12 protein-coding genes are annotated in these 15,295 nt (G+C 57.9%); 6 read left to right on the top strand and 6 right to left on the bottom strand.

The genetic code is table 11. The annotated features are described in order from the left end of the window. The first annotated feature begins 88 nt into the window (after window positions 1-88). From gutM to gutQ, 3 genes are all read left to right on the top strand, one after another. Complete coding sequence (gutM, locus tag ACMYSL_RS06830) at window positions 89-448, top strand: transcriptional regulator GutM (protein ID WP_182234357.1); 360 nt, start codon at window positions 89-91, stop codon at window positions 446-448. A 68-nt stretch (window positions 449-516) separates the two neighbouring features. Beyond that, complete coding sequence (gene srlR / locus ACMYSL_RS06825; RefSeq protein WP_182234359.1) at window positions 517-1,290, top strand: glucitol operon DNA-binding transcriptional repressor SrlR; 774 nt, start codon at window positions 517-519, stop codon at window positions 1,288-1,290. Then, complete coding sequence (gutQ, locus tag ACMYSL_RS06820; RefSeq protein ID WP_182234361.1) at window positions 1,283-2,248, top strand: arabinose-5-phosphate isomerase GutQ; 966 nt, start codon at window positions 1,283-1,285, stop codon at window positions 2,246-2,248. The genes srlR and gutQ overlap by 8 nt, the downstream gene beginning before the upstream one ends. Here gutQ and norR read toward each other — a convergent pair. Then, entirely contained in the window at window positions 2,211-3,755 is a 1,545-nt protein-coding gene (norR, locus tag ACMYSL_RS06815) for a nitric oxide reductase transcriptional regulator NorR (RefSeq protein ID WP_434661931.1), read from the bottom strand. The two genes, gutQ and norR, sit on opposite strands and share 38 nt — an antisense overlap. 187 nt (window positions 3,756-3,942) lie before the next feature. On the opposite strand from norR, the gene norV reads away from it, so the two are divergent. Continuing rightward, a complete protein-coding gene (gene norV, locus ACMYSL_RS06810; RefSeq protein ID WP_434661929.1) occupies window positions 3,943-5,391 on the top strand; it encodes an anaerobic nitric oxide reductase flavorubredoxin in 1,449 nt (482 codons plus the stop codon). Further along, on the top strand, window positions 5,388-6,521 hold the full coding sequence (norW, locus tag ACMYSL_RS06805; protein WP_434661927.1) for an NADH:flavorubredoxin reductase NorW: 1,134 nt from the start codon (window positions 5,388-5,390) through the stop codon (window positions 6,519-6,521). The genes norV and norW overlap by 4 nt, the downstream gene beginning before the upstream one ends. 221 nt (window positions 6,522-6,742) lie before the next feature. Here norW and ACMYSL_RS06800 read toward each other — a convergent pair whose 3' ends face one another. From ACMYSL_RS06800 to ACMYSL_RS06780, 5 genes are all read right to left on the bottom strand, one after another. Continuing rightward, the gene (locus ACMYSL_RS06800) at window positions 6,743-7,723 is read right to left on the bottom strand and encodes an IS110 family transposase (RefSeq protein WP_434663972.1); all 981 of its coding nucleotides are present in this window, start codon (window positions 7,721-7,723) and stop codon (window positions 6,743-6,745) included. Between the two features lie 940 nt (window positions 7,724-8,663). Further along, window positions 8,664-9,677, bottom strand: coding sequence for a HoxN/HupN/NixA family nickel/cobalt transporter (locus ACMYSL_RS06795; RefSeq protein WP_434661925.1), 1,014 nt, complete (start codon window positions 9,675-9,677; stop codon window positions 8,664-8,666). An 11-nt stretch (window positions 9,678-9,688) separates the two neighbouring features. Further along, window positions 9,689-11,908 (bottom strand): carbamoyltransferase HypF, encoded by a 2,220-nt coding sequence (gene hypF, locus ACMYSL_RS06790; RefSeq protein WP_434661923.1) that lies wholly within the window; start codon window positions 11,906-11,908, stop codon window positions 9,689-9,691. 12 nt (window positions 11,909-11,920) lie between these two features. Then, window positions 11,921-12,448 (bottom strand): electron transport protein HydN, encoded by a 528-nt coding sequence (gene hydN, locus ACMYSL_RS06785; RefSeq protein ID WP_110277002.1) that lies wholly within the window; start codon window positions 12,446-12,448, stop codon window positions 11,921-11,923. 134 nt (window positions 12,449-12,582) lie between these two features. Beyond that, on the bottom strand, window positions 12,583-13,596 hold the full coding sequence (locus tag ACMYSL_RS06780; protein ID WP_181485185.1) for a LacI family DNA-binding transcriptional regulator: 1,014 nt from the start codon (window positions 13,594-13,596) through the stop codon (window positions 12,583-12,585). A gap of 254 nt (window positions 13,597-13,850) precedes the next feature. Here ACMYSL_RS06780 and ascF point away from each other — a divergent pair, with 254 nt between their 5' ends. Beyond that, the gene (ascF, locus tag ACMYSL_RS06775) at window positions 13,851-15,293 is read left to right on the top strand and encodes a PTS cellobiose/arbutin/salicin transporter subunit IIBC (RefSeq protein ID WP_434661920.1); all 1,443 of its coding nucleotides are present in this window, start codon (window positions 13,851-13,853) and stop codon (window positions 15,291-15,293) included. Window positions 15,294-15,295 lie beyond the last annotated feature (2 nt).

Here is a 15,295-nt window from a genome sequence, read left to right as displayed (position 1 = left end):
GGCTACCGATTATGCAGCTGTCTGGTAGCCCGGACAGGCGCAACGCGCCGCCTCCGGGGGAATATCGCACGCACCTTAAGGAGATTTTATGGTTACCGCACTCATCACCGTCGCCGCCATCGCCTGGATAACCCAACTCGCCTTTGGCGGCTGGCAAATCCGCCAGTTCAACCGCGCCTTTGACCAGCTATGCCAACAGGGCCGGGTCGGCGTGGGTCGCTCCTCGGGCCGCTTCAAGCCGCGCGCCGTCGTCGCCATCGCCGTCGACGAACACGATCGCATTCGCGATACGCTGTTAATGAAAGGTCTCACCGTCTTTGCCAGACCACAAAAAATTCCCGCTCTCAACGGCAAACATCTCAAGGAATTGCAGCCTGATGTGATCTTTCCCAATGATCCGCTCTGTCAGAATGCACTATTATTAGCGCTTAATCCGAAACATGGATAATTTCGTTGTGAAAGTTAATATCTTGCGAAATTATCATTTCGAAACTTTAAACGCAGGATACAACGCCTATGAAACCACGTCAGCGCCAGGCAGCCATTCTCGAGCACCTGCAAGCGCAGGGCAAATGCTCGGTTGAAGAGCTGGCGCAACACTTCGACACCACCGGTACCACCATCCGCAAGGATCTGGTCATCCTTGAGAATGCCGGTACCGTTATCCGCACCTACGGCGGCGTGGTGTTAAATAAAGACGAGGCCGACCCGCCCATCGACCACAAAACGCTCATCAACACTCATAAAAAAGAGCGGATTGCCGAAGCCGCCGTTCGCTTTATTCACGATGGCGACTCGATCATTCTTGACGCCGGCAGCACGGTCCTGCAAATGGTACCAATGCTCAGCCGCTTCAATAACATCACGGTGATGACCAACAGCCTGCATATCGTCAACGCCCTCTCCGAGCTGGATAACGAACAAACTATCCTGATGCCAGGCGGCACCTTCCGTAAAAAATCGGCCTCCTTTCACGGCCAGCTGGCGGAAAACGCCTTCGAGCACTTCAGCTTTGACCGACTATTTATGGGCACCGACGGGATTGATTTAATCGCCGGCGTCACCACCTTTAATGAGGTTTATACGGTCAGCAAAGCGATGTGCAATGCCGCCCGCGAGGTTATCCTGATGGCCGACTCATCGAAGTTTGGCCGCAAAAGTCCCAATATCGTCTGCGGCCTGGAGAGCGTGGACAAACTGATTACCGATGCCAACATCGACCCTGAATTCCAGCGGGCGCTGGAAGAAAAAGGCATCGAAGTCATTATTACTGGAGAACATCATGAGTAACTTTCTGTTAGAAGCCGGACGCCAGACCCTACTGCTGGAGCTTCAGGAGGCGAGCCGCCTGCCTGAACGCCTGGGCGACGACTTCATCCGCGCAGCGGAAATCATCATCCACTGCGAGGGCAAACTGGTGGTCTCCGGGATCGGTAAATCGGGCCACATCGGCAAAAAGCTGGCCGCTACATTCGCCAGCACCGGCACCCCGGCATTTTTCGTCCATCCGGCGGAAGCGTTACACGGCGACCTCGGAATGCTCGATAGCCGCGACGTGATGCTGTTTATTTCCTACTCCGGCGGCGCTAAAGAACTGGATCTTATCGTCCCACGGCTGGAAGAACGGTCCATACCACTGCTGGCGATGACCGGTAAATCCACCTCTCCGCTGGCGCTGGCCGCCAAAGCCGTTCTTGATATCGCCGTGGAACGCGAAGCCTGCCCGATGCACCTCGCCCCGACCTCCAGTACCGTCAACACACTGATGCTCGGCGACGCGCTGGCGATGGCGGTGATGCAGGCTCGCGGCTTTAATGAAGAAGATTTTGCCCGCTCGCACCCGGCTGGCGCGCTGGGCGCACGACTGCTGAACAAAGTTCACCATCTCATGCGCCGCGATGGCGACGTGCCGCGCGTGGATGTTGATACCAGCGTGATGGACGCGATGCTCGAACTCAGCCGCACTGGCCTGGGACTGGTGGCGGTCTGCGATGAGCACAATCACGTCCAGGGCGTGTTTACCGACGGCGACCTGCGCCGCTGGCTGGTAGGCGGCGGCAGTTTGCAAGATGTCGTCAGCCTGGCGATGACCCGCAACGGCGTAACCCTGCAATCAGAAAGCCGCGCAGTAGAAGCTAAAGAGCGCCTGATGAAGCACAAAATCAGCGCCGCTCCGGTGGTCGATGACAACGGACAGCTGGTCGGCGCGATTAACCTGCAGAACTTTTATCAGGCCGGGATCCTTTAAGTCCCAGACGCTTCGCCAGCCGATGCAGGTTGGCGACGTCGAGATCCAGCGCGCGGGCGGCGGCGGCCCAGTTCCGGCTGTTATCCGCCAGCGCTCTGGCAATCGCTTCGCGCTGGAAGGCTTCCGTCGCCTCGCGTAAATTCACCACCTCCGTCACCGGCTGCGGGCTTGCGCTCGGCAGGACCGGCGTTTCCACGGCGAACTGAAAATGCTGCGGCTCCAGCACCACCTCATTACCCGCCTGCGTCGCCCGCGCCAGCACCACCGCGCGATGGATCGCATGTTCCAGCTCACGCACGTTCCCCGGCCACAGCCAGGCGCGCAGCCTCGCCCGCGTCGTGTCGCTTAAAATCACCTGCGACAGCCCCATGCGCAAACGGCACTGCTCGCAGAAATACCCCGCCAACAGCACCACGTCGTTTTCCCGCTCGCGCAGCGCCGGAACCGACAGCGGGAACACGCTCAGACGATGATAAAGGTCGGCACGAAAACGCCCTTCCACCACCTCCTGACGCAGGTCGCGGTTGGTCGCCGCCAGCACCCGCACATCAACCCGCAGGCTGCGGTCATCGCCGACGCGCTGAATGTCGCCATACTGCAGCACCCGCAGTAGCTTGGCCTGTAGCGCCAGCGACAGCTCGCCAATTTCATCGAGGAACAGGGTCCCGTTGTCCGCCATTTCAAACTTGCCGCTGCGGTTACTTATCGCCCCGGTAAACGCCCCTTTAACGTGACCAAACAGCTCGCTTTCCGCCACGCTCTCCGGTAGCGCTGCGCAGTTGAGATACACCAGCGGGTTGGCTGCACGCGGCGACCCCTGATGCACCGCCTTCGCCACCAGCTCCTTGCCGGTGCCGGTTTCACCGCTAATCAGGACGTTCAGATCGGAAGCTGCGACGATATCGATCTCTTTTTTCAGCTGTAAAATCGGTGCCGACAGGCCAATTATCTCCTGACGCTCGGACGCCGGGTAAGCGATAGCCTGCTCCGGTAGCACGTTTTGATTCTCCAGCCGGGCAATCAGCAGCGCGTTATTCAGCGCCCCGGCTACCAGAGCGGCAATCAGGCGCAGCTCCTCATCGCTAAAGCTGTCGAAGCGATCTGCATCCATGCCGTCGAGAGTCAGCGCACCAATCAGGGTTTGTCCGGCAAATAGCGGCAGCCCGACGCAGGCATGTACCTTCAGGCTCTCCTGTCCGGGAATTAATCCGTCGTAAGGGTCCGGCAGGTCGCTGTCTGCCGGGAACCGCACCACATCCCCGGCGCGAGCAATCGCCTCCAGCCGCGGGTGACCTTCAAGGGCGAAGCGTCGCCCAAGTACATCCTGCGCCAGGCCATCAATCGCCAGCGGCACAAACTGATGCGCTTCGTAGCGCAGCAGCGCCGAAGCATCGCAGCCGAGAATCTGCCGCAGGGTGGTAATCAGGCGCGAGAAACGGTCGGCATGACCGATATCGCTTTGCAAATCAATGGCGATTTTCGCCAGGGCCTCGACGGAGAAACTCATTGTCGCCTCATAGTCATTCTGACAGTAAAGATAGTCATAACGACTATTTTAACCATTGTCATTTTGACATCAACAAATTTAGATAAAAACATTAAAACCTTTAAATTCAATTAATTAAAAAGTTGGCACGCAACTTGATATAAGCAAAACATCTTATTTGAACAATGCTGAATTAATTGAGGTTGCTATGTCTATTCTGGTTAAAAATAACATTCATTGGGTTGGCCAACGTGACTGGGAAGTGCGTGATTTCCACGGAACAGAATACAAAACGCTGCGCGGCAGCAGCTACAACAGCTATCTCATCCGCGAAGAAAAAAATGTGCTGATCGATACCGTCGATCATAAATTCAGCCGTGAATTCGTGCAGAATCTGCGCAGCGAAATCGACCTCGCCGATATCGACTACATCATTATTAACCACGCCGAAGAGGATCATGCTGGCGCGCTAACCGAACTGATGTCCTGCATTCCGGACACCCCGATCTACTGCACCAACAACGCCATCGACTCCATCACCGGTCACCATCACCATCCGGAGTGGAATTTTAACGTAGTGAAAACCGGCGACAGCCTGGATATCGGTAACGGCAAACAGCTGATTTTTGTGGAAACCCCGATGCTGCACTGGCCGGACAGCATGATGACCTATATGACCGGCGATGCGGTACTGTTCAGTAACGACGCTTTCGGCCAGCACTACTGCGACGAACGCCTGTTCAACGACGAAGTTGACCAGACCGAACTATTCGAGCAGTGCCAGCGCTACTACGCCAACATCCTGACCCCGTTCAGCCGCCTGGTGACGCCGAAAATCACCGAAATCCTCGGCTTCAATCTGCCGGTCGACATGATTGCCACCTCCCACGGCGTGGTATGGCGTGAAAATCCAACCCAGATCGTTGAGCTGTACCTGAAATGGGCGGCGGACTATCAGGAAGACCGTATCACCATTTTCTACGACACCATGTCCAATAACACCCGCATGATGGCGGATGCGATTGGCCAGGGCATCAACGAAGTTGACCCGAACGTGGCGGTGAAAATCTTTAACGTCGCCCGCAGCGATAAAAACGAAATTCTGACCAACGTGTTCCGCTCCAAAGGCGTGCTGGTCGGCACCTCCACCATGAACAACGTAATGATGCCGAAAATCGCCGGGCTGGTGGAAGAGATGACCGGCCTGCGTTTTCGCAACAAGCACGCCAGCGCCTTTGGTTCCCACGGCTGGAGCGGCGGCGCGGTTGACCGTCTCTCTACCCGTTTACAGGATGCCGGTTTTGAAATGTCCCTGAGCCTGAAGGCCAAATGGCGTCCGGATCTCGACGCGCTGGAAATTTGCCGTCAGCATGGTCGCGAAATTGCTCGTCAGTGGGCGCTGGCTCCGCTGCCGGAAGCCGCTGCCAAACCAGACCAGGCACAAGAAGCCTGCGCCTGTGCCGCCGCAGCGGCAGCCGACCTCGGACCGATGATGCAGTGCAGTGTGTGTCAGTGGATTTACGATCCAGAAAAAGGCGAGCCGAACCAGGACGTCCAGCCGGGTACGCCGTGGAGCGAAGTCCCGGATAACTTCCTCTGCCCGGAATGCTCGCTGGGTAAAGATGTGTTTGATGTTCTGGCATCGGAGGCAAAATGAGTGATGGCATCGTCATCATCGGCTCGGGCTTCGCGGCCCGTCAGCTGGTGAAAAATATCCGCAAGCAGGACCCGCAAATCCCGCTGACCCTGATCGCCGCCGACAGCATGGATGAGTACAACAAACCGGACCTCAGCCATGTAGTCAGCCGTGGTCAGAAAGCCGACGACCTGACCCTGCAAACGGCGGGAGAGTTTGCCGAGCAGTACAATTTGCGCCTGTTCCCGCATACCTGGGTGAGCGATATCGACGCCGGGAATCAGGTAGTGAAAAGCCAGGACCGCGAGTGGCGCTATGACAAACTGGTGCTGGCCACCGGCGCGACGCCGTTTATTCCGCCGGTGCCGGGACGCGAGCTGATGCTGACCCTCAACAGCCAGCGTGAGTACGGCGCAGCGCAGAGTCAGCTGCATGACGCCAGACGCGTGCTGATCGTCGGCGGCGGGTTGATTGGCTGCGAGCTGGCGATGGATTTCTGCCGCGCCGGGAAAGCGGTGACGGTGGTGGATAACTCCGCCAGCGTGCTGTCGGCGCTGATGCCGCCGGAGGCCAGCAGCCGCCTGCAGCATCGTCTGACCGATATGGGCGTGCACTTGATGCTGAAATCCCAGCTGGAAAGCCTGGAGCAAAACGCCGACGGCATTCGCGTCACCCTTGACCGTCAGCGCACAGTGACCGTTGATGTGGTGGTCGCTGCCGCCGGCCTGCGCCCGGAAACAGCGCTGGCGCGGCATGCGGGTCTGGAGATTAATCGCGGCGTGGTGGTAAACAGCCAGCTGCAAACCAGCCATCCGGCGATTTACGCTCTCGGCGACTGCGCGGAAATCAACGGCATGGTGTTGCCGTTCCTGCAACCGATTCTGCTGAGCGCCATGTGCCTGGGTAAAAATCTGCTGACCCAGCAGGGCGAGCTGAAGCTGCCGCCGATGCTGGTGAAGGTCAAAACGCCGGATTTACCGCTGCATCTGGCGGGCGATACCCGACGCGAGGATCTGACGTGGAATATCGTTGCCGCCAAAGACGGTCTGGTCGCAAAAGGCGTGGATGCCGAAAACCAGCTACGCGCCTTTGTGGTTAGCGAGGATCGCATGAAAGACGCCTTTGCGCTGCTCAAGCAGTTGGTGAGTTAGCCTGTATGGACTGACGTTATCCCCGGAGGCGGCGCGTTGCGCCTGTCCGGGCTACCCCACCGTACGATTCCTCTGCTCCGGTAGCCGTTGGGATTTGGTAGATACTGTGAGCATCGGCAACCATTTTTAGTTGCGGGGCTCTCTCCGGTTTCTGGATGACAGACACACCACCGACAGCACCCTCTGGGTGCTGTTTTTCTATTCCCGCAGTCTTTTCGTCCCTACGCTACCGCTATTCCATGTTGTGACGCATCGAACGGCTCCCCTGACTTCAGCACTCCGTACGCCACCTGCGCCAGCTTGCGCATCATCGCCCCTATGATAACTTTCGCGCGTTTGCCATTCCCTTCCAGTCTCTTTCTGAACGCTTTTCCCCACGCCGTGTGATACAGCGCTGATATTGCTGGCATATATAATGCTCTGCGCAACTGAACCGGACCCGCTTTACTCATCCGGCTCGCCCGCATCACGCTACTGCCTGACTCATGCTGCACCGGCGTCAGCCCTGCATACGCGGCGAACTGCCGCGCTGTGGCAAACCTCAGCTTCAGTCCCGTATACGCCAGCAGGACCGCCGCCGTTTTCTCGCCGATACCCGGGATGCTGTTCAGCAGCTTCCGCCGTTGCTTCATATCCGGGTCGTTGTCCGTCAGGTCTTTTATCTGTTTTTCGATACGTTTCAGTTCAGCACTCAGGCACTCCAGGAGCACATCGATGCTCGCTAACTGGACCTCCGGGGCTGTTTCCTGACGGTTTTTCTCCTGCGTCTGCATCTCTGTCAGCGCCTGATGCCGTAACACCAGCGCTTTCAGGGCTCGCTCTGTCGGGTGCGGTGCCTCCCATGCTGACGGACGTTTCTCCCGGCAGAAGTGCGCCAGCATACGGGCATCGACTTTGTCGGTTTTACTGCGCAACCCTTCACTACGGGCGAAGGCGGCACTCAGGGCGGGGTTGATAATGGAGACGGTATAACCGGCATCACTCAGATACGCGGCAGCCTCTTCCATGTAGGTACTGGTGGACTCCATGCAGACATGGGCATGGTTCACATCATGGCTGCGAAGCCAGCGGACAAGCGCTTCATGTCCGGAGGGCGTATTTTCGAATTTTTTACCGCGATGCCGACCATCAGGGCGCAGGATATCAACATCGAGCTTAGCTTTGGCTACATCAATGCCGATGAAGTACAGTTTATTTTCCATAGTGAAACCAACCTTGCGAATACGGGTTACCGGTGAAAGCCGGTCCATGATACTGTCCGGTTTATCACATGAGAAAGAACGGCAGTCCGGTGCAAAGATCTACGGAACAGGCGCGAAAGCCTAAGCCCGGACACGGCATCCGGACCGCCATCAGAGAGAACTGGCCGGTTCTTTCTGATGGAGTCATCATACAAGCCCGGACAGATGCGCAGCATCGCCTCCGGGACAATATTCCGCACCGCTGCCCTGGTAGCCCAGCTAAGCGCAGCGCAAGCCGGGGATCCCAGAAAAGACATCTTACGTTAACCTTGTGGGATGCTATTATCCATATGTTGGGTGATGTCAAATAAAAGGACAGCTAAATCAATATGGAATTTAAAAAAAATAAAGTCATAATTTTCAATCTATTGCTCGCTTTGCTCAGTTGCGCCGTTATTATTTTAATCCACAATGCAGGATATGAATGGTATATCGCACACTTCCATCCCCGCAGTAGAGGTGTTGGTTTAGTTTTTGTCAGGTTTTATATCCTGGGAATAATCATTCCGGCAGTTTTCATATCTGTATTTATTAGAATGAAATGGTCATTAATTATGATGGCGGCAATATTTGGCTATATGTTTATCACCTGGTACAGTGGCAACCCACTAAGAGTCATATTGATGTCTATCTCCGCCTGCGCAGGGTATGGAGTCGTTATATCAGGAATGCTTTTAAAACGGAGTTTCAGGTCGTTAACCTGATATATCCGGCTGATGCTTCATCCCGGGTCGCGGCGTAAACGCCTTACCCGGGCTACTCAACCGCACGATTCCTCTGCCTGGTAGCCGTTGGGGTTTGGTAGCCCGGACAGATGCGCAGCATCGCCTCCGGGACAATATTCCGCAATGCTGCCCTGGTAGCCCGGCTAAGCGCAGCGCGAGCCGGGAAAAACGCCAACCTACCGCGCCAGATTATCGTACCCGCGCCAGCGGTAGTTGAGCACCGACAGCACCCAGCAGGCAACAAACAGCCCGACCACCACAAAACCAGCGTTGCCAAGATTGTCGTTCAACGCGCCAACCCAGCGCCAGACCCCACCGCTCAGAGAAAACTTATCCATCAACAGCCCCAGCGCTTCCAGCCCGCCGATAAACAGCGCCACCACCACCGACGTCTCGGTAATGGTCATATTGTAATAGAGCTTGCGCTGCGGCTTGCTGAACGCCCAACCGTAAGCGCCGACCATCAGCACGTTATCGAGCGTATCCACCAGCGCCATGCCGCTGGCAAACAGCGCCGGAAAAACCATAATCGACCAGATTGACATCCCGCTCGATGCGCTGGCAGCGGAGATCCCCAATACGCCAATCTCCGTCGCCGTATCAAAGCCGAGACCAAACAGAAAGCCCACCAGGTACATCTGCCAGCTACGGCTAATCAGGCGGAAGGTCTTACCAAACAGCCAGCTCATCATGCCGCCGCCGGTCGCCATCTCATCACTCACCTTTTCACCCTGCTTCCACGCCTGAAAGCTGCGCCAGACGCTGCGCAAAATCACCAGGTTGATAAACGCCATCGCCAGCAAAAATAGCGCCGACACGGCGGTGCCGATCACGCTGCCGGTATCGTGAAACCAACTCATCTGTTGACCAAACGCGGTGGCGGTCGCGGCAATCGCCGCCGAAGCGAGCACCACAATTGACGAGTGGCCCAGCGAAAACCACGCGCCAACACCGAAAGGCCGTCGCCCCTGCTGCATCATTTTGCGGGTCACGTTATCAATTGCTGCGATATGATCGGCATCCACCGCATGGCGCAGGCCGTAACCCCAGGCCAGCAGGCTGGCAGCCATTAGCGCGCCGCTGCCGCCGAACGCGACAAACGCCCAGCCCCAGGCCAGCAAATTGGCCGCAATTAATGCCAGCACCAGCGCCGCTGCGCGCGGCTGCTGGCGCAAAATCATCATTATCATATTGGTGTCCTTTAAGCCTGAAGACGGGCCGCAGCGATAACCGCCTGGCCGAGGGCGAGCGCCCCATCGCCTGCGGGTAGTTGCTGCGGAAACAACAGAGTAAAATCATGAAGATAAAAGGCTAATCGCGCCGCCAGCAGCCGGTTATGCAGTACTCCGCCACCAAAAGCCAGGGTGTGAATGTCCCGCGCGTTCGCACAATCACGCATCATCGCCGCCAGCCCGCAGGCCAGAGCATCGTGAAAAGCCCAGGCTTTTTGCGCCGGATTGGCCTGCCAGCCGAGCCACTGCTGCCAGAACATCGCCAGGTCCAGCGCGCCGTCGCGCCACGGTAACATCACCGGGTGATCAACGCTCTCGCAGGTTGCCGCCAGCGCCTCCAGTCGACAGGCCGCCTCGCCCTCATAGCTCAGGGTTTGCGGCGCGCAGCCCAACGCGCAGGCGACGGCGTCAAACAGACGTCCGCACGACGACGCTTTAGGCACATTAATGCCGCGCTCAATGGCCCGCGCCAGCAGTGGCCAGTTTTGCTGACGCAGCACGGCGGTTTCGACATAGCTCTGCCAGTCAGACACAAACGCCAGGCACTGAGCGAGCAGATTGCGCCACGGCTGACGGGCGGCGAAGTCACCGCCGGGCAGCGCCACCGCGGGCAAACCGCCAAGCCGTTCGCACTCGCGATAATTAACCCGCAGGCACTCGCCGCCCCACAGTTCGCCATTCTCCCCCATCCCGATGCCGTCGAGCGTCAGGGCAATCACGTCGCCGCCGTCCAGCGGCCAGCGATGCTCGGCCAGGCACGCGGCAGCGTGGGCATGATGATGCAACACCCGCTCAACCGGCAGCATAAGCGACGCCGCCCACTGCGAGGCGCGATAGCCGGGATGGGCATCAGCCACCACCCGCTGCGGCGTAAAAGCGTAGATCTCCTGCATCAAATGCAGCGCCTGTCGCCACTGCCCTTCTACGCCTTCCTCACCGAGGTCGCCAAAATGCTGACTGAGCACCGCTTCATCGCCGCGCAGCAGGCAAAAGGTATTTTTCATATCCGCGCCGAGGGCCAGCAGCGGCGGTACATCGTGGAATCCCGGCGGAAGCGGCAGCGCGTCCGGCACATAGCCGCGAGCGCGGCGCAGCATCTCGCCGCTTTGCCGCACCACGGAATCATCCATCCGCTGCACAATCTCGCGATTATGCAGCAGAAAACCGTCGGCAATCCCGGCGAGATCCGCCAGCGCCTGGTCGTTGGTCAACGCGGGCGGGCGACCGCTAAGGTTACCAGAGGTCATCACTAAAGGACGCGCCAGCGCCTGCGAAAGTAAATGCTGCAATGGATTAGACGGCAACATCCCCCCTACTTCCGCAAGCCCTGGCGCAATTTGGTCGCACAGGCCAGCAACCTGCGCTTTATTCAGCAGCACGATCGGCGCGGCGGGGGATGTCAGCAGCTTAAGCGCCTGTTCGGGCAGTCCCGTCGTTGTCGCCAGCATCACCGCCAGCGGTTTTGCCGGACGATGCTTGCGCGCCCGCAGCGTCGCCACCGCATCACGATTTCCGGCATCGCATACCAGATGAAAACCGCCCAGCCCTTTCACCGCCACGATGTCCCCCGCCATCAGACGGGCAATTGCCGTTTCTAAAGCGGCATCGCCAAGCAGGTTCTCCGCCGCGCCACGCCATTCCAGCTGCGGCCCGCACTCGGCGCAGGCCACCGGCTGAGCATGAAAACGGCGATCGGCAGGATTACCGTACTCCGCCGCACAGGACGAACAAAGAGGAAACGGAGACATGGAGGTCAGCGGGCGGTCATAGGGCATGGCGCGAATAATAGTAAAGCGCGGCCCGCAGTGGGTGCAGTTGATAAACGGGTAGCGGTAGCGGCGCTCCTGCGGGTTATTCATCTCCGCAAGGCACGCCGGGCAGGTGGCGGCATCGGGCACAATCTGCGTACGCATGCTCCCGGCTCCGCTTTGTCGGATGGTGAAACCCGACGGCGCGATGGCCCAGGCAAACGGCTGACCTTGCGTGCTGTCGATCCGCGCCAGCGGCGGGCAGCGCTGGGTTAAAGCGGCGAGGAACGCCGCATCACCGCCACCAAGCCGCACCAGTACGCCATCGCCGTCGTTGCATACGTCGCCACATAGCCCCAGCTCCTGCGCCAGCTGCCAGACAAAGGGGCGGAATCCCACCCCCTGCACTTTACCGCGAATGCGAATTTGCACCCCGTTCATCGCGCGGCCAAATTACCAGGCCAGCGCCGTGCGGCGGCGTTTTTCGATATTCATCTGTTCGAGCTTGTTACGGTCGACGCAAATCAGCGCGTGAGTTGGGCAGGCATCCATACAGGCCGGGCCTTCCTCACGGTGATAGCACAGGTCGCACTTATTAGCTTCGGCTTTTTCCGCCAGCACGTTCAGACCCGCGCCGCTGTTGCGGATAACCGGGCGCACTACCACTTCCATCGCGCCATACGGGCAGGCCACCACGCAGGTTTTACAGCCAATACAGCGTTCTTGCATCACGTGGACAAAACCCTTTTCGCGGCTGATTGCGCCGTTCGGGCAGACGTTAGCGCACGGCGCGTCTTCGCACTGACGACAGGCGGTGGCCGTCGACACATTGACGCCTTTAATCACGTGAATACGCGGTAAAAAGTTTTTTGGCGTCAGCGCGGCGCAGTCCTGATGTTCCTGATGAGAGACCACGCAGGCCACTTCACAGGTGCGGCAGCCGATGCATTTGCTCGCGTCGGCGATAATGAAACGGTTCATCCATTTCTCCAGCTGTAAGAAGGTTATGCGCCGGAGTATGCATAATACGTTCCAATTTTTATTGCATTGATAATAAAGGGAATAAATAACAGGAACAATGTCATCGTCACAACTGACGATGACAGATGACGACGTCAGGCATGCGGGCCGGGAACCATCGAGTCGCGTTCAATCAGCTCGCCGGGGAAGGTTTGCTGATATTTTAAATCACCGCCGTCGAGCATAAAAATCAGCCGGTTAATGCTCTCTTTGATCATCTCCGTGACCGGTACTTTCACGCTGGAGAGCGATGGCACCATATAGGGTGCCAGCACAATATCATCAAAACCGACTACCGATACCTGCTCCGGCACCTTAACACCGTGCAGATGCAGCTGCTTCATCGCACCGATCGCCATATCGTCGTTGCTCGCCACCAGCGCGCTGTAGCGGGCGTTACGCTGGCGCAGCGTCTCCACCCCGGCGGCACCGGTTTCCGGCGTCCACCTTCCTTCAACAATCAAATCGTTGTTCAGGTCGATGCCGTGGCGAGACAACGCATCTTTATAGCCCGAGAGACGCTCAACGCCGGTTGGCGAATCCAGCGAACCGGTAATAAAGGCGATGTCGCGATGACCCAGTTCAATGAGCTTTTCCACCGTCATCATCGCTGAGGCCTTTTGATCGGACCAGACGCAATGGCTGGCGTTGCGGCGCAGGCGGCGGTTGAGCACCATAATCGGCTGCTCATGGCTCTCGATAATCTCATCCATCTCATCAACGCTAAGAAAGCGCGGATAGATAATAATCGCGTCGCAGCGCAGGTCGAGCAGATACTGAATCGCCTCGCGCTCTTCCTCCGCGCTGTGTTTGCCGTCGGCGAGGATCAGCTGCCGCCCTTTGTCTTCGGTCATCCGCGCCACGTGATAGAGCAACTCGCTGAAGTAGACGCCGTGATAGAGGGTATTGGTCACCACCAGCCCAAGGGTCTGCGTCTTTTTGGTCGCCAGGTTACGCGCCAGCAGATTAGGCCGATAGCCGCTTTCAGCCACCGCCTGGAACACGCGGTCTTTGGTCTCCTGACTGACATAGCCGTTCCCCGACAGCACCCGCGAAACGGTGGCTTTCGACACCCCCGCGCGCTTCGCGACCTCCAGCATTGTTGCCATGTGGTTATTCCTGTTGCCAATGTTGCCCGCAGTGTACTGCACGCGCGGCGCTTTTTCAGCATTTGCACACATCTCTCCCTTTGCTGACAAAGCGATCAAAATCACAAAATTCAGATCTTAATTTTTTATATCTTGTAACTACAAATGAAACTATTGATGATTATGTGGAACCGGTTTCCTATGTATGCATGATACCGCTCCGTTTACGGCGCGATGACAAGCCAGTACCCCATTGATAAACAGGATAAAATCCGATGTCTAAAAACTATGCAGCCCTGGCGCAGCAGATCATCACGGCGATAGGTGGCGTAGATAACGTCGCCGCCATTACTCACTGTATGACACGCCTGCGTTTCGTGGTCAAAGACAGCGAGCAGGTTGATAGCGCCACTTTGAAAGGGCTAAAAGGCGTACTCGGCGTGGTGCGTAGCGACAACCAGTGTCAGGTGATCATCGGTAATACCGTCTCCCAGGCGTATCGCGAGGTGGTAGCCCTGCTGCCGGGGGATCTGCGCCCTGCCGAACCGCAAGGGAAACCGCCTATCACCTTAAAACGCATCGGAGCAGGGATCCTTGATGCGCTGATCGGCACCATGTCGCCGCTGATCCCGGCGATTATCGGCGGATCGATGGTTAAGCTGCTGGCGATGATCCTCGAGATGACCGGCGTGCTGCCCAAAGGGGCGCCAACGCTGACCATTTTGACGGTAATCGGCGACGGCGCGTTCTTCTTCCTGCCACTAATGGTGGCAGCTTCCGCGGCGGTGAAATTCAAAACCAATATGTCGCTGGCGATTGCAATTGCCGGGGTGCTGGTGCACCCGAGCTTTATCGAGCTGATGGCGAAAGCCGCTCAGGGCGAGCACGTTGAGTTCGCTTTTATTCCGGTGACGGCGGTGAAATACACCTATACCGTGATCCCGGCGCTGGTGATGACCTGGTGTCTCTCTTATATCGAACGCTGGGTCGACCGTATCACCCCGGCGGTCACCAAAAACTTCCTTAAACCCATGCTCATCGTGCTGATTGCCGCCCCGTTGTCGATTCTGCTGATTGGCCCGCTCGGCATCTGGATTGGTAGCGCCATTTCCGCGCTGGTTTATACCATTCATAGCTACCTGGGCTGGCTGTCGGTGGCGATTATGGGCGCACTGTGGCCACTGCTGGTGATGACCGGAATGCACCGCGTCTTTACCCCGACCATCATTCAAACCATTGCCGAAACCGGCAAAGAGGGCATGGTCATGCCGTCTGAAATCGGCGCGAACCTGTCGCTGGGTGGCTCATCGCTGGCGGTGGCGTGGAAAACCAAAAACCCGGAATTGCGCCAGACGGCGCTGGCGGCCGCGGCTTCTGCCATTCTGGCGGGGATTTCCGAACCCGCGCTGTACGGCGTGGCGGTGCGCCTGAAGCGACCGCTGATTGCCAGCCTGATCAGCGGCTTTATCTGCGGCGCGGTGGCCGGGATTGCCGGGCTCGCCAGCCACTCAATGGCGGCGCCGGGCCTGTTTACCAGCGTCCAGTTCTTCGACCCGGCTAATCCGATGACTATCGTCTGGGTCTTTGGCGTCATGGCGCTGGCGGTAGTGCTGTCGTTTGTCCTGACCCTGCTGCTCGGCTTTGAAGATATTCCAGTTGAAGAGGCCGCTGCTGACGCCAGACAGCGCCAGGCCACGGCTCAAACATCACACGCCTGAAC

The organism is Klebsiella sp. MISC125 (assembly GCF_051131775.1).
Classification (GTDB): Bacteria; Pseudomonadota; Gammaproteobacteria; order Enterobacterales; family Enterobacteriaceae; genus Klebsiella.
The sequence above is the reverse complement of the archived record's forward strand: the minus strand, read 5'-3'. Positions and strand labels throughout refer to the sequence as shown.